Here is a 19,539-nt window from a genome sequence, read left to right as displayed (position 1 = left end):
CGGCGCGGAGACAGGGAAGCCGGCCCGGAACTCGACGACGCGGACGCAGACGCTGAGACAACGAAGGGGCGCGCCCGGTATGGGGCGCGCCCCCTTGTGCGTCCTCGCGTCCGGCGCCGGAGGTCAGTTGTGGCCGAAGCGCTTCTGGCTCTTCCGGCTGGGCATGTCCGCCGGGGTCGGCTGCGGCTGCCGGTCCTGGGCGTCGGCGGGGCCGCCCGCCTGCTGCTCGCCGCCCTCCGCGGCACCGCCGCGCTGCGGCTCCCGGCGGCGTTCTCGGTTCTTGTTCCTGGCCATGATCGTGCCTCCTGTCGGGGGATCTCTGGACCTGGCCTGCGGCCCGGCGGGACGCCGGGGGCTGCTGAGGGGGCCTTGCGCCGTGCCCGCCCGGGGCGACGCTCATTGCGCAAGGACCCCTTCGCGCATCCACGCTCGCACGCCCCGACAATGAACGCATGTCGGACAATTACCCTGAGTGAAAAGGGCCGCTGGGCCTGCCGGACCCCGATCCGCCACGCCGATGATCGAGTTCCCACTGATAAGGCCCGCGGGGTCGGGCAGACTCGAAGGAAAACCCAGCATTGCCGTTACCGGGGGCGACGGACTCACGAAAGAGGGTGCAACGTGGACCGCTGCGTCGTCCTGGTGGACGCCGGCTACCTGTTGGGCGCCGCCGCGAGCCTCCTCGCCGGGGAACCCGCCCGGTCCCGGATCACGGTGGACCACGCCGCGCTCATCCAGGGGCTGCGGGAGCGCGCCGAGGCCGACACCGAACGCCCCCTGCTGCGCATCTACTGGTTCGACGGCGCCCCCGACCGCGTGCCGCAGCCGGACCACCGCAGGCTGCGTGTCATGCCTCGGGTGACCGTCCGGCTGGGCGCCCTGACCCGCAGCGACGGCCGCTGGGCGCAGAAGGGCGTCGACGCCGCCATGCACGCCGAACTCACCGAACTCGCCCGCAACCGGGCCTGTTCCGACATCGTGCTGGTCACCGGCGACGGCGATCTGCTGCCCGGGCTGATGGACGCCAAGGAGCACGGCGTCGCCGTCCACCTGTGGGCCGTCCAGGCCGCCGACGGCGACTACAACCAGTCCGAGGACCTCGTCGCCGAGGCCGACGAGCGCCGCGTCCTGGACCGGGAGTGGATCACCCGGGCCGTCCGCGCCAAGGACCTCTACGGCGGCTGCCCCACGCAGCCCGCCCCCGGCCCGGAGATCGCCGCGATCCTCTCCGCGCCGCTGCCCGAGGCCGCCGCCTCCGGCAGCCGGGCCGGCGCCGTCGAGGCGCCCTCCGTCAACGGCTCCTCGGCCGGAGCGCCCTCCGCCGCGCCCCCGTCCCCCGGTCCGCACATGGCCGAGCCCGCCGGAGTACGGGGCGTACCCACCCCCAAGGACCTGGCCGGGCTCGGCCGCGCCCACGCCGGTCAGGCCGCGCACCCGCCCCAGCAGCCCACCGGGGCCACCCTGCGCTGGTCCTCCGACAAGGGCTGGGTCGAACGCGGCGGCCCGGCCGAATCCCCCGAGAGCGCCGCCCTCCCCACCCTCGCCCAGCTCACCAGCGCCGAGCAGCGCTGGGCGGACCGCGAGGAGGACATCACCGCCGTCAGCGGCGACCCCTTCGAGGTGGGGCAGGTCTTCGCCCGGCGCTGGACCGAGCGGCTGTCCACCGGATCCCACCTCCAGCAGGTCTCCCGGGAGTACCCGCGGATCCCGCACCGGATCGACGGCGAGCTGCTCCGCTACGCCGCGCGCTTCGGCCTGCTCGCCCACAAGGACGACCAGATCGACGAGCACGACCGCTACGCGATCCGCGCGGGATTCTGGCGCGAGGTCGACACGCGCACCGCCGCGGACCGCGGCGCGCCCGGGGACTGAAACCCGCACGGGGCGGACGAATCGCCCCCGACGGCCGGAGCGCCGGTCCGGACGCGTACCCTCAATGCTCGTGAGGACGGGCACAGCACAGGCAGGGCACGGCAACGGGGCCGGAGCGGCGGACGCCGCGCCCGCGTGCTCGGTGCGCGGCTTGATCAAGACCTATCCCGCGGCGCGGGCCCGCCGGGGCCGGCCCGCCGCTCCGGCCGTCCGCGCCAGCGACGGCATCACCCTCGACATCCACCGCGGCGAGATCTTCGGTCTGCTCGGTCCGAACGGGGCCGGCAAGTCCACCCTCGTCCGCCAGCTCACCGGACTGATGCGGCCCGACGAGGGCACCGTCCGGGTGCTCGGCCACGACCTGGTCCGGCACCCCGACCGGGCCGCGCGGCTGGTCGGCTACCTCGGGCAGGAGTCCAGCGCCCTCGACGAGCTGACGGTCGCGCTCGCGGCCGAGACCACCGGGCGGCTGCGCGGCCTGGACAGCCGCTCGGCCCGCGCCGAACGGGACGCCGTCCTGGAGGAGCTGGGCCTCACCGAGATCGCCGGCCGTCCGCTCAAGAAGCTCTCCGGCGGTCAGCGGCGGCTCGCGTGCTTCGCCGCTGCCCTGGTGGGCGAACGCCCGGTGCTCGTCCTGGACGAGCCGACGACCGGCATGGACCCCGTCGCCCGGCGGGCCGTCTGGGCCGCCGTGGACCGGCGGCGGGCCGAGCGCGGCGCGACCGTGCTGCTCGTCACCCACAACGTCATCGAGGCGGAGACCGTCCTCGACCGGGTCGCGGTGCTGGAGCGCGGCAAGGTCATCGCCTGCGACACACCGGGCGGGCTCAAGGCCCTCGTCGCCGACGAGGTGCGGCTGGAGCTGGTCTGGCGGGACCGCGCCCCGCTGGAGGTGCCCGAGGTGGCCGCGCTGCGGGCGTCCGCGCGGGAGGCGGGCCGCCGCTGGGTGCTGCGGCTCTCCACCGACGAGGCACGGGCCGCCGTGGCCGCCGTCACCGGGGGTTCGGCGTTCGCGGCACTCGACGATTTCACCCTCGTCACGCCCAGCCTGGAGGATGTCTACCTGGCGCTGGGCGGCCGCACGGAAGGCCTGGTGAAGGGATGACCGGCGCCGTCGCCCGTGCCGTCCGGCAGACCGCAAGGAACAGGAGCAGCGCAACGTGAGTGTCGTGCCTGCGGAGGCCGTGTCCGTCCGGGCGCGGGCGGGGAGGGCGTCGTCCGACGACAGCGGCGCCGTGCCGCTCGGGTCGCGCGCCCGGCTGCTGCCCGCGCTGGCCGCCGTCTACCGGGCCCAGCTGTCCCGGGCCCGGGTGGCCCGGATCCCGCTGCTCTTCGTGGCCACCTTCCAGAGCGTCGGGATCATGGTGCTGATGCGCGGTGTGGTCGACGGCGGCGCCGAGGCCCGGGCGGTCGTCGCCGGGTCCAGCGTGCTGGTGGTGGCCTTCGTCGCGCTCAACCTGCTCGCCCAGTACTTCGGCCAGCTCCGCGCGAGCGGCGGCCTCGACCACTACGCCACCCTCCCGGTGCCGCCCGCCGCGGTGGTGCTCGGCGCGGCGGGCGCGTACGCCTCGTTCACCGTGCCCGGGACGGTCGTCACGGCGGTGGTGGGCAGCGCGCTCTTCCAGCTGCCGCTGACGAACCTCTGGGTGCTGGCCGCGGTGATCCCGCTCGCCGGAGCCGCCCTGGCCGGTCTCGGCGCCGCTCTCGGCCTGCTCGCGCCGCGCCAGGAACTCGCCACGCTGCTTGGGCAGTTGGGGATGTCCGCGGCGCTCCTCCTCGGGGTGCTGCCCGCCACCCACCTGCCCGGCCCGGTGATGTGGGTCCGGGATCTCCTGCCCTCCACCTACGGAGTCGAGGCGCTGGCCCGGGCCTTCGACGCGCAGCCGGACTGGGCGGCCGTCGGCGGCGATCTCGCCGTCTGCGCGGCCGTGGGAGTGGCCTCGCTGGCCGTCGCCACCTGGGCCTACCGCCGGGCGGCCGTCCGGTGACCCGCCCGGACCTCCCTCCTGCGACGCCCGCCACCCCTCCGGCCTGGCACGATGGCGGTGTGAGCGCACCGATGACACCGCATGAACCACCCCCGCCCGGCGGTTGGCACCCGCCGGAGACCGGCGTCGGCGGACCGGACGGTTCCGCGGACGCGGAACCGCTGGGAACCGAGGTGCGGCGGGCCGCGCTCGTCGCCCTGGGCCTCGCCGTCGCCGGCGTCCTGCTGGGGCTGCTCTGGCTCTGGCTGGCGCCCCGCATCCCGCTCTTCACGGACGGCAAGGCCGTCTACGTCAAGAACCCCGAGAGCGAGGAAGCGATCGGCGCGGACGGCACGTTCGTGCTGCTCGGCCTGGGGTTCGGCGCGCTGAGCGCCCTTGTGGTCTTCTGGCTCTTCCGGCGCGGCGGCATCCCGCTCGTGGTGGGGATGGCGGTCGGCGGACTGCTCGGCTCCGTCGTCGCCTGGCAGCTGGGCGCCTGGCTCGGCCCGGCGGACGCCGTCGAACAGGCCCGGGCGCTCGGCAAGGGCGCCGTCTTCGACTCCCCACTGGAGCTGCAGGCGAAGGGCGCGCTGCTGGCGTGGCCGATCGCCGGCGCACTGGTGCACCTGGCGATGACCGCACTGTTCGGGCCGCGTGACCCGGAGCCCACGCACCCGATGGGGTACTGAGCCCGATGGGGTACTGAGGCCCTGCCCTCCGGACCGCCGGGCGGCGCGCACCCGTGCCCGGCCCGGCGGCCGGGCACGGGCATCGTGGGCCGTCCACGGCCCGTTTCCGTCATCGCTGCCGGTGCCCGGCGATGCCCGCGGCCGGCGCGCAGCCCCGGCGAAGTCCGCGGCCCGGGCCCCGCGCCCCGGTGATGCCTGAGGCCCGGGCCCCGCGCCCCGGTGATGCCTGCGGCCCGGCGATGCTGAGGCTCGGCCCCGCCCTTACGCAGGACGGGGTCAGTACAGCTCGGGACGTGTCAGTCGCGGCCGATCGGCGCGGTCACGGCCTCCGTGAGGGCCGCGAGGTCGGCGGGGGAGAGCTCGATCTCCAGGCCCCGGCGGCCCGCCGAGACGCAGACCGTGGCGTGCTCCGCGGCGGAGGCGTCCAGCACCGTCGGCAGCTTCCGCCGCTGCCCCAGGGGCGAGATGCCGCCCCGGACGTAGCCGGTGGCCCGCTCGGCCGCCGCCGGGTCCGCCATCACCGCCCGCTTGCCGCCCGCCGCCGACGCCAGCGCCTTCAGGTCGAGCGACCCGGCGACCGGCACGATCGCCACCGTCAGCGCGCCGTCGACCTCCGCGAGCAGGGTCTTGAACACCCGCGTCGGCTCCACGCCCATCGCCTGTGCCGCCTCCTCGCCGTACGAGGGGGCGGCGGGGTCGTGCTCGTAGGAGTGCACCGTGAACTCCCGGCCCGCCGCGGTCAGGGCGACGGTGGCGGGGGTGCCGCCCGACTGCTTCTGCTTCTTCTTCGCCACGGTGCGGGCGCCTCCGTTCGGTCGGGCCGGTCGTTCGGGTGGGTCGTTCGGGTGGGTCGTTCGGGTCGGGCCGTCGGTCGGCCGGGCCGGTCGCTCAGCCGTCGTTCAGTGGGGGTCCGGCGGTGCGGCCGGGCCGGTGGTGCGGCCGTCGTTCAGTGGGGCCCGGTGGTGCGGCCGCGGTTCAGTTGGGGCTGGTCGGCTTGCGGGTCAGATCCGCCGCGGGCAGTGACGGGATGTTGCGGATCATGGAGCTCTCCGCGCGCAGCATCCGCAGCTCCTTCCGCAGCCGCTCCGCGGTGTCGGGTGCCTCCAGCAGCTCCTGCTTGGCCGGGGTGTCGAGCACCGCCGCCGCGGCGACCAGGTACGACAGCACCGACGGCTCGTCCGGCAGCTCCTGCTCGGTGCTCAGCGACCGCTCGTTCGCCCCGGCCAGCCGCTTCTGGTACGTGCGGAAGGCCCGCAGGACGCCGGAGGCGAGCGCGCCCGCGCCCTCGCCCTGTTCCTCGGGGACCGACTCCAACTCGCCCACCAGATAAGGGCCCGAGGCGTCCACCGACGTCAGCCGGAACCGGGTGGTGCCGGTGGCCAGGACGTCGAAGCCGCCGTCCTCCTTCTCCCGGATGGTGGCCGCGTCCGCGACGCAGCCGATCCGGTGGAAGGCCTGGATCGGGTCCTCCCCGAAGCCTGCCGCCGGGCCGCGCTCCGGCAGCGCGGTGGCGTCCGGCATGCCCGGAGCGCTGGGGGCGACTTCACGGCCGTCGCGGATCGCCACCACCGCGAACCGGCGCGGCGCGTCCTCGTCGAGTTTCAACAGGTCGCGCATCATGGCGCGATACCGCTCCTCGAAGATGTTCAGCGGCAGGACGAGGCCCGGGAACAGCACCGAGTTCAGCGGGAAGAGCGGCAGGCGTGCGATGGTCACAACGGCCAAGCCTAAGGGGTCCTTGCACTGGGCCCGCCCGGGTCGCGCGGTCCGGTGCCGCACCTCGCCGCGTGGCCGAACAGTCCTGGTGGCTCCGCTGCCAGGACGCTCGGGTGCCATGCGACGCACGGCACCGGACCCGCGACCTCATCGGACGCGCACAGCGCAGGGACCCCCTAATGGCCGGGGCCGTCGGCGCTGCCGGGCCGCCGTCGCAGCGGCAGCGTCGTGGCCAGCTGGATCCGGACACCGTCGCGCAGATCGAGGAACTGGCCGAGGGGATCGTTGGAGACATGGCTCCAGGGAAACGCGGTCGCGAACGGGCCGATCCGGCGGAACTCCTCCAGTGCCTCGGCCCAGCGGCCCCGGGCGACGAGGGCGTAGGCGAGCAGGTTGCGGACCTCGGCCGGCCAGGGGTCGCCGGACGCGTAGCGGGCGGACAGCCCGATGGCCCGGTCGGTGGCGGCGTCGATCCAGTCGTCGGTCGAGGCGCCGTCCCACGGCACGTCACCCGGACCGTCCGCTTCCCACGAGCCGTCCGCATCACCCGGACCGCCGGCCCCACCCGGACCGCCGGCGCCACCCGGGCCACCCGGGCCACCCGGGCCCTCCGCGCCACCCGGCCCGGCTGGGTCGCCCGCGCCGGGACCGCCGTCCGTCGGGCCGTCCCTGTCACCGTCGCCGTCGTGCCAGCTCCCCGGCACTCCGCTTCCCGGAACCCCGCCCGTCGGCACTCCGCTCACCGGGTCCGCCCACCGCGCGCCGGCCGGTCCGGGCTCCGGCCGTGCCGCGGTCGCGGACCGGAACCACGCGGAGCGCAGCCACGCTTCACCGTCCCCGCCGGTGTCCGGGCAGCACCCGGCCGCCGTGGTCTCGATCCGGCCGCCCGGCGCGGCCCCCTCCCCGGCCAGCACCGGGAACGCCGCCCGGAGCGGCAGCGCGTGCAGCAGGGAGCCCGGCAGCGCCTGCTCCGCCGCCCGTTCGGCGAACGCGAAGCCGGCCGCCGACGAGCCGGACCACTGGAGCGCCGCGACATGGCAGCCGTAGTGGTGCGGCGACCGCGAGACGGCCTCCTTCCACAGCACCTCGAAGTCCGCGCGCGCCGCGTCGGTGCCGCGGGCGTGGTCCAGCGCGATCCGCCAGGGCACCGGGTCGCGGGGACCGGCCTCGGCGGCGGCGTCGATGAGCGGTGCGGCCTGCCGCAGCTCCGCCGCGCGGCACGGCCGCCGCCACGCCTCCCGGACGGCCAGCTCCGCCCGCAGGAGTAACGCGTCCGGGTCGCGCGGCGCGGCGGCCACCCAGTCCGTCAGCCAGTCGGACCGGGACTGGGCGAACACCGCCAGCCGGCCCGCGTAGCGGTCGCGGGACTCCCACTCACCGGCCTCCCGGGTGGCGGCGAGCAGGGCGGCGGCCGCCCGGTGGTCGCCGCGGGCGGCGTCGGCGACGGCAGGGGCGAGCCGTTCGTCGGGCGCGTCGAGCAGCACCTCGTCGTCCGGCGTCAGACCGGCGGCCAGCGCCGGTGTGTGGCGGATCATGCGCGCAGTACTGATCAGGGCGCGGAGGAAGACCATGGAGCCTCCGGCTGTAGGCGGCAGGACTCACGCCGCTCATTTATTGAAACCGCAGGTCGGAGCCGTGTCAGCGCGATTGGGTGACGCTTCGATATCAGCAGAAAGGTTGCCCGCGGAATGGCCAAGGCCGGGTAAAAGTCACCCGAACGTGGCCGCCTCCCACCGGCAGGGGTGAAGCCTTCTCCCGGTAGGAGTGAAAGGGGCCGTGATCCGCAACCGGACCGGGCACCCCCGCCCTCAACTGCGCCGCAGCAGCCGCGACGCCCCCGCCGCCACCGTCGTGGCCAGGATCCAGCCGAGCACGATCAGCATCGCCGCCGCCCACTGGTACCGCCCCTCCGGCTTCCAGTAGCTGTCCTGCCCGAGGTCGATCACCGGCAGCAGCAGGTCCAGGGCGTACAGCGCGGCGTTCCAGTGCGGCGACTCGCCGTGCTTGAGCTCCCCGGGCGGATGCCGCGCGAACAGCAGCGCCCCGCAGGCCCAGAGCACCGCCATCCAGACCGTCGCCCGCCCCGGCTTGTAGCCGTAGGCCACCGTCCAGTCCTGGAGGTATCCCCACGCCTTCCCGGCCGGCGGGAGGGTCTCCCGGCGCCTGCGCTGCTTGGCCAGCAGCACCTGCCGCGCCTCGGCGTCCTCTCCGCAGGCCCGCAGCGCGTTCGACAGCTGCTCGTACGGCTCGGGGGCGTACTCCGGGGTCGCCGCCGCCACCCACTCCAGCCGCCGGGCCAGCGGGAAGTGGCCGCGCGGGATCAGGGTCTCGTAGGAGAACCCGGCCATCGACAGCCCGCCCGGACCCGGCCAACTGGTCGACTTGTCGACCAGGTTGACGATCCGGGCGCCGGAGAGCACCACCCGGCCGCGCGCCGGCCGCTCGCCCAGGAACCGCAGTTCCGGCGTCTGGATGCGGCGCAGCGACACCTCCTGGTCGGCCTCCAGGACGAACCGCGCCTGATAGAAGTCGACCGCGTCCCCGAACCGCCCGTCGTCCAGCCGGACGCCGCCCTCGCACTCGAAGCGCTGCATCCGGGTCCCGCGCATCGGGGTGTTGGTGATCCCGTACGGCGGTGTCGAGCCGGTGGTGAACGGCGAGCTGCTCAGCCCCGCCGCCGTCATGTACAGGGTGCGCTCCACCGTCAGCTGCGGGGCGTTCAGCGCCCACCGCCCGTACGGATTGCGCAGCCGGCTGCCGCGCAGGCTCAGCGACACGCCGATCTGCGCCCCGCGCATGCTGATCTCGCCGAAGGCCTCGATCATCTCGGCCTGGAGGTCCTGGGCGATGGTCAGCCCGTCGGCCGCCAGCGCGCGCCCTTTGCGGTCCTTGTGCACCGTGAGCTGGTTGAGCAGCAGATCGGTCCCGATGTGCGCGTCGGTGAGCCGGATGCCGTTGCGGACGGTGCAGCGCGGCAGATGGAGATCGCCCTCGGTGGCCAGCCGGGCCCCCTCCAGCCGGGGTATGGAACAGCTGACCAGGCGCAGCGTCGAGAAGCGGCACTCCGGCAGCAGCACCTGCCGCTCGAAGCGGCAGCCCTGCAGCTCGACGTAGGGCTCCACGGTGCCGCCGGACAGGTCCAGGGTCCCGGTGATGTACGCGCCGGTCAGCTTGAGCGAGGCCACCCGGCCGGGCTGGGCGGCCGGGCCGGAGAGCAGCAGCAGCGCGATCACCCGGGCCCGGACGCTGCGGTCGGGCCCCCAGGGGTGCCCGCCGTTCGGATCGTCGTAGAGGGGATTGCGGGTGCGAAGATCGTGTGTGCTGCCGTTGCGGAACGCCTGCCACATGCCCCACTCCGCAGTGGTCAGCTCAAGTCCCGCCGGTGGCTCGCCGTTGTCTGGCACGGACACCTCCGCACCCCTTCCTGCGCCGCACGGCCGGTCCGGCTCGTACAAGCTCCCTATTCCCATTCCGTAACGGGCTGAACGCTAGCGGTCAGGAGTTACGGGACGATCAAGACCTGCCTCGTATCAGCCACTGATACGGGCGGCCGGGCCGCGGACCGCGTCTGAGACAATTGACCGCGTGCTGCAATCACTCCCCATGGCCCGAATCGATCTGCGCGGCGACGCCCTCCCCGACGGCGCCGCTCTGCGCGATCTCCTGCCCCGCGCCGAGTTCGACGTCGAGGCGGCGCTGGAGAAGGTGCGCCCGATCTGCGACGACGTGCGCCATCGCGGCACCGCGGCACTGATCGACTACGCGCAGCGGTTCGACGGCGTGGCGATCGAGCGGGTGCGGGTTCCGGCCGAGGCGCTCACCCGCGCCCTGGCGGAGCTGGACCCGCAGGTCCGCGCGGCCCTGGAGGAGTCCATCCGGCGGGCCCGGCTGGTCCACCGCGAGCAGCGGCGCACCGACCACACCACCCGGGTCGTCCCCGGCGGCACTGTCACCGAGCGCTGGGTGCCGGTGGAGCGGGTCGGCCTGTACGTCCCGGGCGGCCTCGCCGTCTACCCGTCGTCCGTGGTGATGAACGTGGTCCCGGCCCAGGAGGCCGGCGTCGAGGGCATCGCGGTGACCTCCCCGCCGCAGCGGGAGTTCGGCGGCCTGCCGCACCCCACGATCCTCGCCGCCTGCGCCCTGCTCGGCGTCGACGAGGTGTACGCCGCGGGCGGCGCCCAGGCGATCGCGATGTTCGCCTACGGCACTGAGGAGTGCCGGCCGGTCAACCTGGTCACCGGCCCCGGCAACATCTATGTCGCCGCCGCGAAGCGCCTGCTCAAGGGCCGGATCGGCATCGACGCCGAGGCCGGGCCGACCGAGATCGCCGTCCTCGCCGACGCCACCGCCGACCCGGTGCACGTCGCCGCCGACCTGATCAGCCAGGCCGAGCACGACACGATGGCCGCCGCCGTCCTGGTCACCGACTCCGTCGCGCTGGCCGAAGCCGTCGAGACCGAGCTGCGGACCCAGGTCGCCGCCACGAAGCACCGCGAGCGGATCGCCGAGGCCCTGGCGGGCCGGCAGTCCGCGATCGTGCTGGTCGACGGGGTGGACGAGGGGCTGCGGGTGGTCGACGCCTACGCCGCCGAGCACCTGGAGATCCAGACCGCAGACGCCGCCGCGGTCGCCGCCCGGGTGCGCAACGCCGGCGCGATCTTCGTCGGCCCCTACGCCCCGGTGTCGCTCGGCGACTACTGCGCCGGCAGCAACCACGTGCTGCCCACCGGCGGCTGCGCCTGCCACTCCTCCGGCCTGTCCGTGCAGTCCTTCCTGCGCGGCATCCACGTCGTGGACTACACCCGCGACGCCCTCGCCGAGATCACCCCGCTCGTGGTGACCCTCGCCGAGGCCGAGGACCTGCCCGCGCACGGCGCGGCCCTCAAGGCACGTTTCACCGACAAGCCCGGTGCCGGGGGCGAGCCCGGCACCGCCCGTGACGGAGAGGTTCCGCAAGCCAAGTGACCGGGATCGACGACCTGCCCATCCGGGACGAGCTGCGCGGCAAGTCCCCGTACGGAGCGCCGCAGCTCGACGTACCCGTACGCCTGAACACCAACGAGAACCCCTACCCGCTCCCCGAGCCGCTGGTGCGGCGCATCGGCGAGCGGGTCACCGAGGCCGCCCGGCACCTCAACCGCTACCCCGACCGGGACGCGGTCGAGCTGCGCACGGCGCTCGCCGCCTACCTCACCCGCACCGCGGGGCACCCAGTGGAAGCCGCCAACGTCTGGGCCGCCAACGGCTCCAACGAGGTGCTCCAGCAGCTGCTCCAGACCTTCGGCGGCCCCGGCCGCACGGCGATCGGCTTCGAGCCCTCGTACTCGATGCACGCGCTGATCTCCCGCGGCACCGGCACCGGCTGGATCTCCGGGCCCCGGAACGACGACTTCACCATCGACGTCGACGCCGCGGTCCGGACCATCGGCGAGCAGCGGCCCGACGTGGTCTTCATCTGCTCCCCGAACAACCCGACCGGCACCGCCGTCGACGCCCGGACCGTGCTCGCCCTGTACGAGGCGGCGCAGGCCGCGAAGCCCTCGCTGGTCGTGGTGGACGAGGCCTACGGCGAATTCAGCCACGGCGAATCGCTGCTGCCGCTGATCGAGGGCCGCCCGAACCTCGTCGTCAGCCGCACCATGTCCAAGGCCTTCGGCGCCGCCGGACTGCGGCTCGGCTACCTCGCCGCCCACCCGGCGGTCGTCGACGCCGTGCAGCTGGTCCGGCTGCCGTACCACCTGTCGGCCGTCACCCAGGCCACCGCGCTCGCGGCGCTCGAACACACCGATACCCTGCTGGGGTACGTCGAGCAGCTCAAGACCGAGCGTGACCGGCTGGTCACCGAGCTCCGGGCGATGGGCTGCGAGGTCACCGACTCGGACGCGAACTTCGTCCAGTTCGGCGCATTCGACGACGCACACGCCGCCTGGCAGGCCCTGCTCGACCACGGTGTGCTGGTCCGTGACAACGGAGTCCCCGGACGGCTGAGGGTCACCGCGGGCACCCCCGCCGAGAACGACGCGTTCCTCGACGCCGTACGCGCGGTGATCAAGGAACGCAGCACGAAGGAGAACCGATGAGCCGTGTCGGCCGCGTGGAGCGCGCCACCAAGGAGACCTCCGTCCTCGTCGAGGTCGATCTCGACGGCACCGGAAAGGTCGATGTGTCGACCGGTGTCGGCTTCTACGACCACATGCTCGACCAGCTCGGCCGCCACGGCCTCTTCGACCTCACCGTGAAGACCGACGGCGACCTGCACATCGACAGCCACCACACCATCGAGGACACCGCCCTCGCCCTCGGCGCCGCCTTCAAGCAGGCCCTCGGCGACAAGGCCGGCATCTACCGGTTCGGCAACTGCACCGTCCCGCTGGACGAGTCCCTCGCCCAGGTCACCGTCGACCTCTCCGGCCGCCCCTACCTGGTGCACACCGAGCCGGAGAAGATGGCGCCGATGATCGGTGAGTACGACACCACCATGACCCGGCACATCCTGGAGTCGTTCGTCGCGCAGGCGCAGATCGCCCTGCACGTCCACGTGCCGTACGGGCGCAACGCCCACCACATCGTCGAGTGCCAGTTCAAGGCCCTCGCCCGCGCGCTCCGCTACGCCTGCGAGCGGGACCCGCGCGCCGCCGGAATCATCCCCTCGACCAAGGGCGCTCTGTGAACACCCTCTCGACCGTCCTCATCATCGTCGGTCTGTTCCTGCTCGGCGGCGTCTACTCCTTCGCCAAGCAGAAGCTGCCCAAGGGCGTCATCGTGCTCCTCGGCCTCGCCTCGGCGATGTGCCTGGTCGCCGGTGTGATGCGGCTCCAGGGGGTGTGGGCATGACCGGGACCGCGAAGAGCGTCGTCGTCTTCGACTACGGCTTCGGCAACGTCCGCTCCGCCGAGCGCGCCCTCGCCCGGGCCGGCGCCGACGTCGAGATCACCCGCGACTACGACAAGGCCATGGCCGCCGACGGACTGCTCGTCCCCGGCGTCGGAGCCTTCGCCGCCTGCATGGCGGGCCTCAAGGAGGCCCGCGGGGACTGGGTCATCGGCCGGCGTCTTGCCGGCGGCCGCCCCGTGATGGGCATCTGCGTCGGCATGCAGATCCTCTTCGCCCGCGGCATCGAGCACGGCATCGAGACCGACGGGCTGGACGAGTGGCCCGGCACCGTCGAGCCGCTGCGCGCCCCCGTCGTCCCGCACATGGGCTGGAACACCGTGAAGCCCGCCGAGGGCTCCCGGCTCTTCGCCGGCCTCGACGCCGAGAGCCGCTACTACTTCGTGCACTCCTACGCCGTGCGCGACTGGGACTTCGAGACGGGGAACGCCGCCCTGCGCGCCCCCCGGGTCACCTGGTCCACCCATGGCGAACCGTTCGTCGCGGCCGTCGAGAACGGCCCGCTGTGCGCCACCCAGTTCCACCCCGAGAAGTCCGGCGACGCCGGCGCGCAGCTCCTGCGCAACTGGCTCGACACGCTATGACCTCCGGCGCCCGCAGCGGATCCGCCGGCCCCCACGGCGCACCAGCCGGGGCCGGCCGGGCCGTGGCGGGCCGCCTCCGCCGGCCGCAACCTCCCTCACCGTAAGGTCCCGTCATGAGCACCCACCGCCTCGAACTCCTCCCCGCCGTCGACGTCCGCGACGGCCAGGCCGTCCGCCTCGTGCACGGCGAGTCCGGCTCCGAGACGTCCTACGGCGACCCGCTGGAGGCCGCCCTCGCCTGGCAGCGGGCGGGTGCCGAGTGGCTGCACCTGGTCGACCTCGACGCGGCGTTCGGCACCGGCGACAACCGGGCGCGGATCGCCGCGGTCGCCCAGTCCATGGACATCAAGGTGGAACTCTCCGGCGGCATCCGCGACGACAACACCCTGGCCGCCGCCCTGGCCACCGGCTGCACCCGGGTCAACCTCGGCACCGCCGCCCTGGAGACCCCCGAGTGGGTCGCCAAGGTCATCGCCGAGTACGGCGACCGGATCGCCGTGGGCCTGGACGTCCGCGGCACCACGCTCCGCGGCCGCGGCTGGACCCGCGACGGCGGCGACCTCTACGAGACGCTCGCCCGCCTCGACTCCGAGGGCTGCGCCCGGTACGTCGTCACCGACATCGCCAAGGACGGCACCCTCCAGGGCCCCAACCTGGAACTCCTGAAGAACGTCTGCGCCGCCACCGACAAGCCGGTGGTCGCCTCCGGCGGCGTCTCCTCCCTCGACGACCTGCGGGCCATCGCCGGTCTGGTGCCCGAGGGTGTGGAAGGCGCCATCGTGGGCAAGGCCCTCTACGCCAAGGCATTCACCCTCGAAGAGGCGTTGGAGGCAGTGTCCGGATGAGCGATGCCGTGCAGCGAGTACAGTCCGACAGCCCGTGGGAGGAGACGATCGGCTTCGCCCGCGCGGTCGCGGCCGGGGACCGGGTCCTCGTCTCCGGCACCATGCCGTTCACCGGCAGAGTGCTGCACGGCGAGGGCGACCCGTACGAGCAGGCGAAGGCCGCGTTCCGCAACGCGCTGACCGCGCTGGAGAAGTTCGGCCTCGGCGCCGAGAGCGTCATCCGCACCCGTATGTACCTCACCCACGCCCGTGACGTGGACGCGGTCGGCCGCGCCCACCAGGAGCTCTTCGACGCCGTACGCCCGGCCGCGACCCTCGTCGTGGTCTCCGGCTTCGTGGACTCGCGGGTGCTGGTCGAGGTCGAAGTAGAAGCATTCAGAGGAGCCAGCAGCTCATGACCCTCGCGGTCCGAGTCATTCCCTGCCTGGACGTCGACGGCGGCCGGGTCGTCAAGGGCGTCAACTTCCAGAACCTGCGCGACGCGGGCGACCCCGTGGAGATGGCGAAGCTGTACGACGCCGAGGGCGCCGACGAGCTCACCTTCCTCGACATCACCGCCTCCTCGGGGGACCGCGAGACCACCTACGACGTGGTGCGGCGCACCGCCGAGCAGGTGTTCATCCCGCTGACCGTCGGCGGCGGCGTCCGCACCACGGACGACGTCGACAAGCTGCTGCGGGCCGGTGCCGACAAGGTCGGCGTCAACACCGCCGCGATCGCCCGCCCCGAACTGATCCAGGAGATCGCCGAGCGGTTCGGCCGGCAGGTCCTCGTCCTGTCGGTGGACGCCCGCCGCTGCCCGGAGGGCACGGTCACCGACTCCGGCTTCGAGGTCACCACCCACGGCGGCCGCCGCGGCACCGGCCTGGACGCCGTCGAGTGGGCGCACCGCGCGGCGGAGCTCGGCGCCGGCGAGATCCTGCTCAACTCGATGGACGCGGACGGCACCAAGGACGGCTACGACACCGCGATGATCGAGGCGGTCCGCGCCCGCGTCACCATCCCGGTCATCGCCTCGGGCGGCGCCGGCAAGCTGGACGACTTCGCCCCGGCGGTCACCGCGGGCGCGGACGCGGTCCTCGCCGCGTCGGTCTTCCACTTCGGCGACCTGCACATCGGCGAGGTCAAGAACACCCTGCGGGCGGCGGGGCACCCGGTGCGCTGACGGGGCTTTCGCCGTGGCGTCTTCCACGGCACGCCTGGGGCGGCGTTGAGCCCGACCGACGGGACAGCGGCTCGGACAGTGTCCGGGGCGGCTGTCCCGTCGGCGTCATGCGGGGAGGTGGCCGCGGCTCCCGGGCATCAGTCCCGTGCAGCGCCCTCGGGCCACAACACCCGCACCGGCACACCGTGACGTTCGGCATGGGCCACCACATCCGCCGTACCACCGTGGCCGCGGGCGGGCTTGCCGTCCCACACGGCCAGGAGTTCGTCCGCGAGGCCGACCATGAGTTCGCTCCCGGCCATGTGAGCCGCGGAGTCGGACGTGGTCATTCCGGTGCTGTGCACAACCGACGCCCGGTTCGTCAGGGCGTCGTAGAGCGGCCAGTGGGACTCGGGCAACCCTTCCCGGTACTCCTCGGCGGGAAGGACGATTTCGAGTCGTCCACCGTGCTCCAGCACCGCTTCGGCGAGCCACGAGTCCGGCCCGTCCGCGATGCACGACACCGCGGTCAGACCGGAGGCGTCGTATTCGCGGACGGCCGTGGCGAGGAACCGTCGCACCTGTCGTTCGACGTCGCTGCTCAGCCCTCGGTGACCGGTGATCCCGACATACATGGAAGGTTCCCTCCTACAAGTGGACACCATGAAGGCGCTCATCGCCCTCACCCCGGGCGGTCATCGAACGGTGCTACCAGGCCGGGCCGCTGTCGTGCAGGTAGATCGGTCCGCCACTCAAGGCTTGTAGAGCGGAGTCCAGCCGATTACGCAGCCGTTCCGGAAGCAGCTCCCGTGCCCTGACCGGGGAGACGAATGCGATTTCGCTCAGTTCTTCGTCGTGCGGCACCAGGCTCTGTGTCCGGTGGCCGACGAGGGTGCCGCCGTCGAAAACGAAAGCGAGTTGGTCGTCCCACGGCCCGTGCGGCGGCACCCAGTCGACCACCAGCAGCCCGCGTAGTACGACATCGAGCCCCAGTTCCTCGGCAAGCTCTCGCACCGCTGCGCTCTCCGGGGGTTCATTCGCCTCCGCCATGCCACCCGGCAGATCCCAGCCTGGCTTGTACGTGGGATTCACCAGCAGCACACGCCCCGTCGCATCACGCAGCAGCACGTCCGCCGCGACCCGCTTGCGCGCCTGGGTGGCGTTGCCCTCGGAGAGATAGGCGTTCCACGCCTCGGGGTCGGCAGGTGTGGGCCTCATGCGGGGGCGCCTCCCGGAGGGGTGATGATGTCCGCCAACAAGAGCATTCTGGCTCTCTTCGCGTCCTCGACTCTCACCAGATAGTCCCGCACCAGGTGGTTTCTGCGGTGCTGTTCGAGCAGTCGGCGCAAGCCCTCCACCGCGAGCCGATCCCGCCTTCCGGAGGTGAACCGGCCCGGCGCCGAGCCGGGCGGTCACGCGCAGGGCCGGTCGGCGCTTCCGCCGACCGGCCCGCTCGCGCCGGGGGCTTTCCCCTAGAGCGCCACGCCCAGCTTCGCCTCGTACGCCCGGGCCACCGCTTCCTTGTCGCCCTCCAGTTCCACCCGGGCCACCCCCTGGCGGCCGAAGGCGAACAGCAGCAGCTCGCCCGGCTCCCCGGTGACCGTCACCACGGGGGTGCCGCGGTGGGCGACCGCCGTCCGGCCGTCGGGGCGGCGGAGCACGAGGCCGACCGGGGACCTGCGGCCCAGCAGCCGTGCCACCTTCTCCAGGCGGGACCACAGCGCGTCCGAGAACACCGGGTCCAGCTCCCGCGGGCTCCAGTCCGGCTGCGCGCGGCGTACGTCCTCGGCGTGGATGAAGAACTCCACGGTGTTGGCGGCCTCGTCGATCTGCTTCAGGCCGTACGGCGAGAGGGCGGGCGGCCCGGTCCGGATCAGGTGGAGGAGCTCCTCGTACGGCTTGGCGGCGAACTCCGCCTGCACCCGCTCCAGTCGCAGGGCGAGGGGCTTCAGCAGTATCCCCACCGCGGCGTCACCACGGCGCTCGCGCACCACCACGTGGGCGGCCAGATCGCGGGTGTTCCAGCCCTCGCAGAGCGTCGGGGCGACCGGGCCCGCGGACTCCAACAGTTCAGCGAGGAGCAGACGTTCACGCTTCGCATGGGTCGACATACGGCCAGCGTACGACCGGCACCCCGGCCCCGCCATGGCGCCGCGCGGGCACTCCCGGGGGGCGTGTCGAGGTGCCGGTGCCCGGAGGGGGCGCGGCTCAGCTCGCCAGCGGGCCGGTCATCTTCTTCCCGTCGGGCCCGTCGCTCAGGGTCAGAGCACAGGAGATCCGCTTCTCGTCGCGTATGCGGTAGGTCTGCAGCGACGGGTAGAGCGCGTAGCTGTAGTACTGCCGGCCGTCCTCCGGCACGGTCTTCATCCGGGAGGTCACCGCCTTCTCGCACAGCTTCAGGGACTTCTCCTGGAGCCCGCGCTCGGAGGAGAAGTCGCCGCTCAGCGTGGCGTTGGCGACGACCTCGCCGTCGTGCGCCGTGCGGCACGAGCGGGTCTCGATCCCGGAGACGGACGGGTCGAGCGCCGGGTGGTCGAAGCACTGGCCCGGGGAGAGCGCGACGAACGGGACCAGATCGCCCGCGGACGGCGCGGCGCTGGACGGAGCGGCCGAGGGCGAGGCCTGACCGTCGGCGCCGGGGGCGCCCGGCCGCCGGTCCGTATCCGCCGTGCGGCGGCTGTCCGGCTTGGCGTCGGCGGCGGCGCCGCGGTCGCCCGAGCCCAGGAAGAGCAGAAAGCCGCCCACGGCCAGCCCTGCCGCCAGCACGCCCGCGATGAAGATCGCAGCGATCTTCGGCCCGTTGGGACCGCCCGGGCCGGACGGACCGGTGCCTCCGGGAACGGGCGGAGGGTAGGCGCCGTAGTCGCTCCGATGCGGGCCGTACGCCTGCGGCGGGCCGAAGCTGCCACCTTGCGCCGGGCCGTAAACGGGGCCCTGGCCGCTCCCCTGGGCCGGGCCGTATCCCGGACCCTGGCCGGCCCCCTGGGCCGGGCGGTGCCCCGGGGCGGATCCGAGGCCCTGCGGCGGCCCGAAGCCACCCGCGGCGGGGTGCGGAGCGTCGTGCGGCGGGGGCGGAGTGGTCATGCCGGAAGCATGCCGCACCGCACTGACATCCGGCTCATCGGGTCGTGGAATCCAGCCGAGTTGACGGTGAACGGGAGGTGTCCGGCAGACGGAACCGGCCGGTCCGGGGCGCCGCACCGCGAGAGCGGCACCCGGCCCCGTCCCCGCACTCCGGGAGCCGGACGGGCCGGAGGGGCAGAACGGGCCGAACAGGCCGGAGGGGCAGAACAGGCCGAACAGGCAGGAGGGGCCGAACAGGTCGGACGGGGCCCGAACACGCCGGGCAGGGGTGAACAGGCCAGGGAGGGGCCGGGCGGACCGGCCGGCGGCGCAGCCCGGCCGCCCGACGCGGCACAATGGACCGCATGTCCAGCACCGCACGCCCCTCCGATCTCGACCCCGCCATCGTCGCCCGCCTCAAGCGGACCGACGACGGGCTCTTCCCCGCCGTCGCCCAGCAGTACGACACCGGCGAAGTGCTGATGCTCGGCTGGATGGACGACGAGGCGCTGCACCGCACGCTCACCACCGGTCGCTGCACCTACTGGAGCCGCAGCCGCGGGGAGTACTGGGTCAAGGGCGACACCTCCGGCCACTTCCAGCACGTGAAGTCCGTGGCCCTGGACTGCGACGCCGACACCGTGCTGGTCAAGGTCGACCAGGTCGGCGCCGCCTGCCACACCGGCGACCGCACCTGCTTCGACGCCGGGGACCTCCCCCTGGGGCCCCGCGTCTGACAGGGCCTCCGCTCAACGGTCCGGCCGTCGG

The 19,539-nt window shown here is 73.7% G+C and carries 22 protein-coding genes; 13 read left to right on the top strand and 9 right to left on the bottom strand.

Annotated features, from left to right (window positions below; translation table 11 throughout):
* Nucleotides 1-123: 123 nt before the first annotated feature.
* The gene (locus AC3EQ1_RS25455) at nt 124-294 is read right to left on the bottom strand and encodes a hypothetical protein (RefSeq protein WP_432096661.1); all 171 of its coding nucleotides are present in this window, start codon (nt 292-294) and stop codon (nt 124-126) included.
* Nucleotides 295-621: 327 nt separating this feature from the next.
* Here AC3EQ1_RS25455 and AC3EQ1_RS25450 point away from each other — a divergent pair, with 327 nt between their 5' ends.
* From AC3EQ1_RS25450 to AC3EQ1_RS25435, 4 genes are all read left to right on the top strand, one after another.
* Entirely contained in the window at nt 622-1,872 is a 1,251-nt protein-coding gene (locus AC3EQ1_RS25450; RefSeq protein WP_432096660.1) for an NYN domain-containing protein, read from the top strand.
* Nucleotides 1,873-1,942: 70 nt separating this feature from the next.
* Nucleotides 1,943-2,977, top strand: a complete 1,035-nt coding sequence (locus tag AC3EQ1_RS25445; protein ID WP_432096659.1) for an ABC transporter ATP-binding protein — start codon at nt 1,943-1,945, stop codon at nt 2,975-2,977.
* Between the two features lie 55 nt (nt 2,978-3,032).
* Nucleotides 3,033-3,860: an ABC transporter permease gene (locus AC3EQ1_RS25440; protein ID WP_432096658.1), complete on the top strand. Its 828-nt coding sequence runs from the start codon at nt 3,033-3,035 to the stop codon at nt 3,858-3,860.
* Nucleotides 3,861-3,919: 59 nt separating this feature from the next.
* Nucleotides 3,920-4,528, top strand: a complete 609-nt coding sequence (locus AC3EQ1_RS25435; RefSeq protein ID WP_432096657.1) for a hypothetical protein — start codon at nt 3,920-3,922, stop codon at nt 4,526-4,528.
* Between the two features lie 296 nt (nt 4,529-4,824).
* Here the strand turns inward: AC3EQ1_RS25435 and ybaK are convergent, their stop codons facing one another.
* The 4 genes from ybaK to AC3EQ1_RS25415 form a co-directional block, all read right to left on the bottom strand.
* Nucleotides 4,825-5,322, bottom strand: coding sequence for a Cys-tRNA(Pro) deacylase (ybaK, locus tag AC3EQ1_RS25430; protein WP_432096656.1), 498 nt, complete (start codon nt 5,320-5,322; stop codon nt 4,825-4,827).
* 181 nt (nt 5,323-5,503) lie between these two features.
* The gene (locus AC3EQ1_RS25425) at nt 5,504-6,244 is read right to left on the bottom strand and encodes an LON peptidase substrate-binding domain-containing protein (protein WP_432096655.1); all 741 of its coding nucleotides are present in this window, start codon (nt 6,242-6,244) and stop codon (nt 5,504-5,506) included.
* A 176-nt stretch (nt 6,245-6,420) separates the two neighbouring features.
* Entirely contained in the window at nt 6,421-7,779 is a 1,359-nt protein-coding gene (locus AC3EQ1_RS25420; RefSeq protein ID WP_432096654.1) for a hypothetical protein, read from the bottom strand.
* 273 nt (nt 7,780-8,052) lie between these two features.
* The gene (locus tag AC3EQ1_RS25415; protein WP_432096653.1) at nt 8,053-9,654 is read right to left on the bottom strand and encodes an oxidoreductase; all 1,602 of its coding nucleotides are present in this window, start codon (nt 9,652-9,654) and stop codon (nt 8,053-8,055) included.
* Between the two features lie 193 nt (nt 9,655-9,847).
* On the opposite strand from AC3EQ1_RS25415, the gene hisD reads away from it, so the two are divergent.
* From hisD to hisF, 8 genes are all read left to right on the top strand, one after another.
* Complete coding sequence (hisD, locus tag AC3EQ1_RS25410; protein ID WP_432096677.1) at nt 9,848-11,209, top strand: histidinol dehydrogenase; 1,362 nt, start codon at nt 9,848-9,850, stop codon at nt 11,207-11,209.
* Nucleotides 11,206-12,324, top strand: coding sequence for a histidinol-phosphate transaminase (locus AC3EQ1_RS25405; RefSeq protein ID WP_432096652.1), 1,119 nt, complete (start codon nt 11,206-11,208; stop codon nt 12,322-12,324). Before hisD ends, AC3EQ1_RS25405 begins: the two co-directional genes overlap by 4 nt.
* Nucleotides 12,321-12,914 carry an imidazoleglycerol-phosphate dehydratase HisB gene (gene hisB / locus AC3EQ1_RS25400; protein WP_351512823.1) on the top strand — a complete coding sequence of 198 codons (594 nt, stop codon included), beginning with the start codon at nt 12,321-12,323 and terminating at the stop codon, nt 12,912-12,914. Before AC3EQ1_RS25405 ends, hisB begins: the two co-directional genes overlap by 4 nt.
* The gene (locus AC3EQ1_RS25395) at nt 12,911-13,078 is read left to right on the top strand and encodes a hypothetical protein (protein ID WP_351512821.1); all 168 of its coding nucleotides are present in this window, start codon (nt 12,911-12,913) and stop codon (nt 13,076-13,078) included. Before hisB ends, AC3EQ1_RS25395 begins: the two co-directional genes overlap by 4 nt.
* Nucleotides 13,075-13,719, top strand: a complete 645-nt coding sequence (gene hisH, locus AC3EQ1_RS25390; RefSeq protein WP_432096651.1) for an imidazole glycerol phosphate synthase subunit HisH — start codon at nt 13,075-13,077, stop codon at nt 13,717-13,719. Before AC3EQ1_RS25395 ends, hisH begins: the two co-directional genes overlap by 4 nt.
* A 113-nt stretch (nt 13,720-13,832) precedes the next feature.
* Nucleotides 13,833-14,564 (top strand): bifunctional 1-(5-phosphoribosyl)-5-((5-phosphoribosylamino)methylideneamino)imidazole-4-carboxamide isomerase/phosphoribosylanthranilate isomerase PriA, encoded by a 732-nt coding sequence (gene priA, locus AC3EQ1_RS25385; RefSeq protein WP_432096650.1) that lies wholly within the window; start codon nt 13,833-13,835, stop codon nt 14,562-14,564.
* A complete protein-coding gene (locus tag AC3EQ1_RS25380; protein ID WP_432096649.1) occupies nt 14,561-14,962 on the top strand; it encodes a RidA family protein in 402 nt (133 codons plus the stop codon). Before priA ends, AC3EQ1_RS25380 begins: the two co-directional genes overlap by 4 nt.
* The gene (gene hisF / locus AC3EQ1_RS25375) at nt 14,959-15,729 is read left to right on the top strand and encodes an imidazole glycerol phosphate synthase subunit HisF (RefSeq protein WP_432096648.1); all 771 of its coding nucleotides are present in this window, start codon (nt 14,959-14,961) and stop codon (nt 15,727-15,729) included. Before AC3EQ1_RS25380 ends, hisF begins: the two co-directional genes overlap by 4 nt.
* A gap of 137 nt (nt 15,730-15,866) precedes the next feature.
* Here hisF and AC3EQ1_RS25370 read toward each other — a convergent pair whose 3' ends face one another.
* From AC3EQ1_RS25370 to AC3EQ1_RS25355, 4 genes are all read right to left on the bottom strand, one after another.
* Nucleotides 15,867-16,343 carry a hypothetical protein gene (locus AC3EQ1_RS25370; RefSeq protein ID WP_432096647.1) on the bottom strand — a complete coding sequence of 159 codons (477 nt, stop codon included), beginning with the start codon at nt 16,341-16,343 and terminating at the stop codon, nt 15,867-15,869.
* A gap of 73 nt (nt 16,344-16,416) precedes the next feature.
* On the bottom strand, nt 16,417-16,926 hold the full coding sequence (locus tag AC3EQ1_RS25365) for an NUDIX domain-containing protein (RefSeq protein WP_432096646.1): 510 nt from the start codon (nt 16,924-16,926) through the stop codon (nt 16,417-16,419).
* 254 nt (nt 16,927-17,180) lie between these two features.
* A complete protein-coding gene (locus AC3EQ1_RS25360; RefSeq protein WP_432096645.1) occupies nt 17,181-17,819 on the bottom strand; it encodes a TIGR03085 family metal-binding protein in 639 nt (212 codons plus the stop codon).
* A 97-nt stretch (nt 17,820-17,916) separates the two neighbouring features.
* Nucleotides 17,917-18,792, bottom strand: a complete 876-nt coding sequence (locus AC3EQ1_RS25355) for a hypothetical protein (protein WP_432096644.1) — start codon at nt 18,790-18,792, stop codon at nt 17,917-17,919.
* 344 nt (nt 18,793-19,136) lie between these two features.
* Between AC3EQ1_RS25355 and hisI the strand changes: the two genes are divergently transcribed.
* The gene (hisI, locus tag AC3EQ1_RS25350) at nt 19,137-19,508 is read left to right on the top strand and encodes a phosphoribosyl-AMP cyclohydrolase (protein WP_432096643.1); all 372 of its coding nucleotides are present in this window, start codon (nt 19,137-19,139) and stop codon (nt 19,506-19,508) included.
* Nucleotides 19,509-19,539 lie beyond the last annotated feature (31 nt).

This window comes from Streptomyces sp. bgisy100, from assembly GCF_057709105.1.
Note: the sequence above shows the minus strand (reverse complement) of the source record. Positions and strands in the feature narration are given on the sequence as shown.

Excerpts from the sequence above, each read along its gene's own strand:
- AC3EQ1_RS25355 (WP_432096644.1), bottom strand. The coding sequence starts at position 18,792 with ATGACCACTCCGCCCCCGCCGCACGACGCTCCGCACCCCGCCGCGGGT.
- AC3EQ1_RS25370 (WP_432096647.1), bottom strand. The coding sequence starts at position 16,343 with ATGTATGTCGGGATCACCGGTCACCGAGGGCTGAGCAGCGACGTCGAA.
- hisH (WP_432096651.1), top strand. The coding sequence starts at position 13,075 with ATGACCGGGACCGCGAAGAGCGTCGTCGTCTTCGACTACGGCTTCGGC.
- AC3EQ1_RS25365 (WP_432096646.1), bottom strand. The coding sequence starts at position 16,926 with ATGAGGCCCACACCTGCCGACCCCGAGGCGTGGAACGCCTATCTCTCC.
- AC3EQ1_RS25360 (WP_432096645.1), bottom strand. The coding sequence starts at position 17,819 with ATGTCGACCCATGCGAAGCGTGAACGTCTGCTCCTCGCTGAACTGTTG.
- priA (WP_432096650.1), top strand. The coding sequence starts at position 13,833 with ATGAGCACCCACCGCCTCGAACTCCTCCCCGCCGTCGACGTCCGCGAC.
- hisD (WP_432096677.1), top strand. The coding sequence starts at position 9,848 with ATGGCCCGAATCGATCTGCGCGGCGACGCCCTCCCCGACGGCGCCGCT.
- hisF (WP_432096648.1), top strand. The coding sequence starts at position 14,959 with ATGACCCTCGCGGTCCGAGTCATTCCCTGCCTGGACGTCGACGGCGGC.
- hisB (WP_351512823.1), top strand. The coding sequence starts at position 12,321 with ATGAGCCGTGTCGGCCGCGTGGAGCGCGCCACCAAGGAGACCTCCGTC.
- hisI (WP_432096643.1), top strand. The coding sequence starts at position 19,137 with ATGTCCAGCACCGCACGCCCCTCCGATCTCGACCCCGCCATCGTCGCC.
- AC3EQ1_RS25380 (WP_432096649.1), top strand. The coding sequence starts at position 14,561 with ATGAGCGATGCCGTGCAGCGAGTACAGTCCGACAGCCCGTGGGAGGAG.
- AC3EQ1_RS25455 (WP_432096661.1), bottom strand. The coding sequence starts at position 294 with ATGGCCAGGAACAAGAACCGAGAACGCCGCCGGGAGCCGCAGCGCGGC.
- AC3EQ1_RS25420 (WP_432096654.1), bottom strand. The coding sequence starts at position 7,779 with ATGATCCGCCACACACCGGCGCTGGCCGCCGGTCTGACGCCGGACGAC.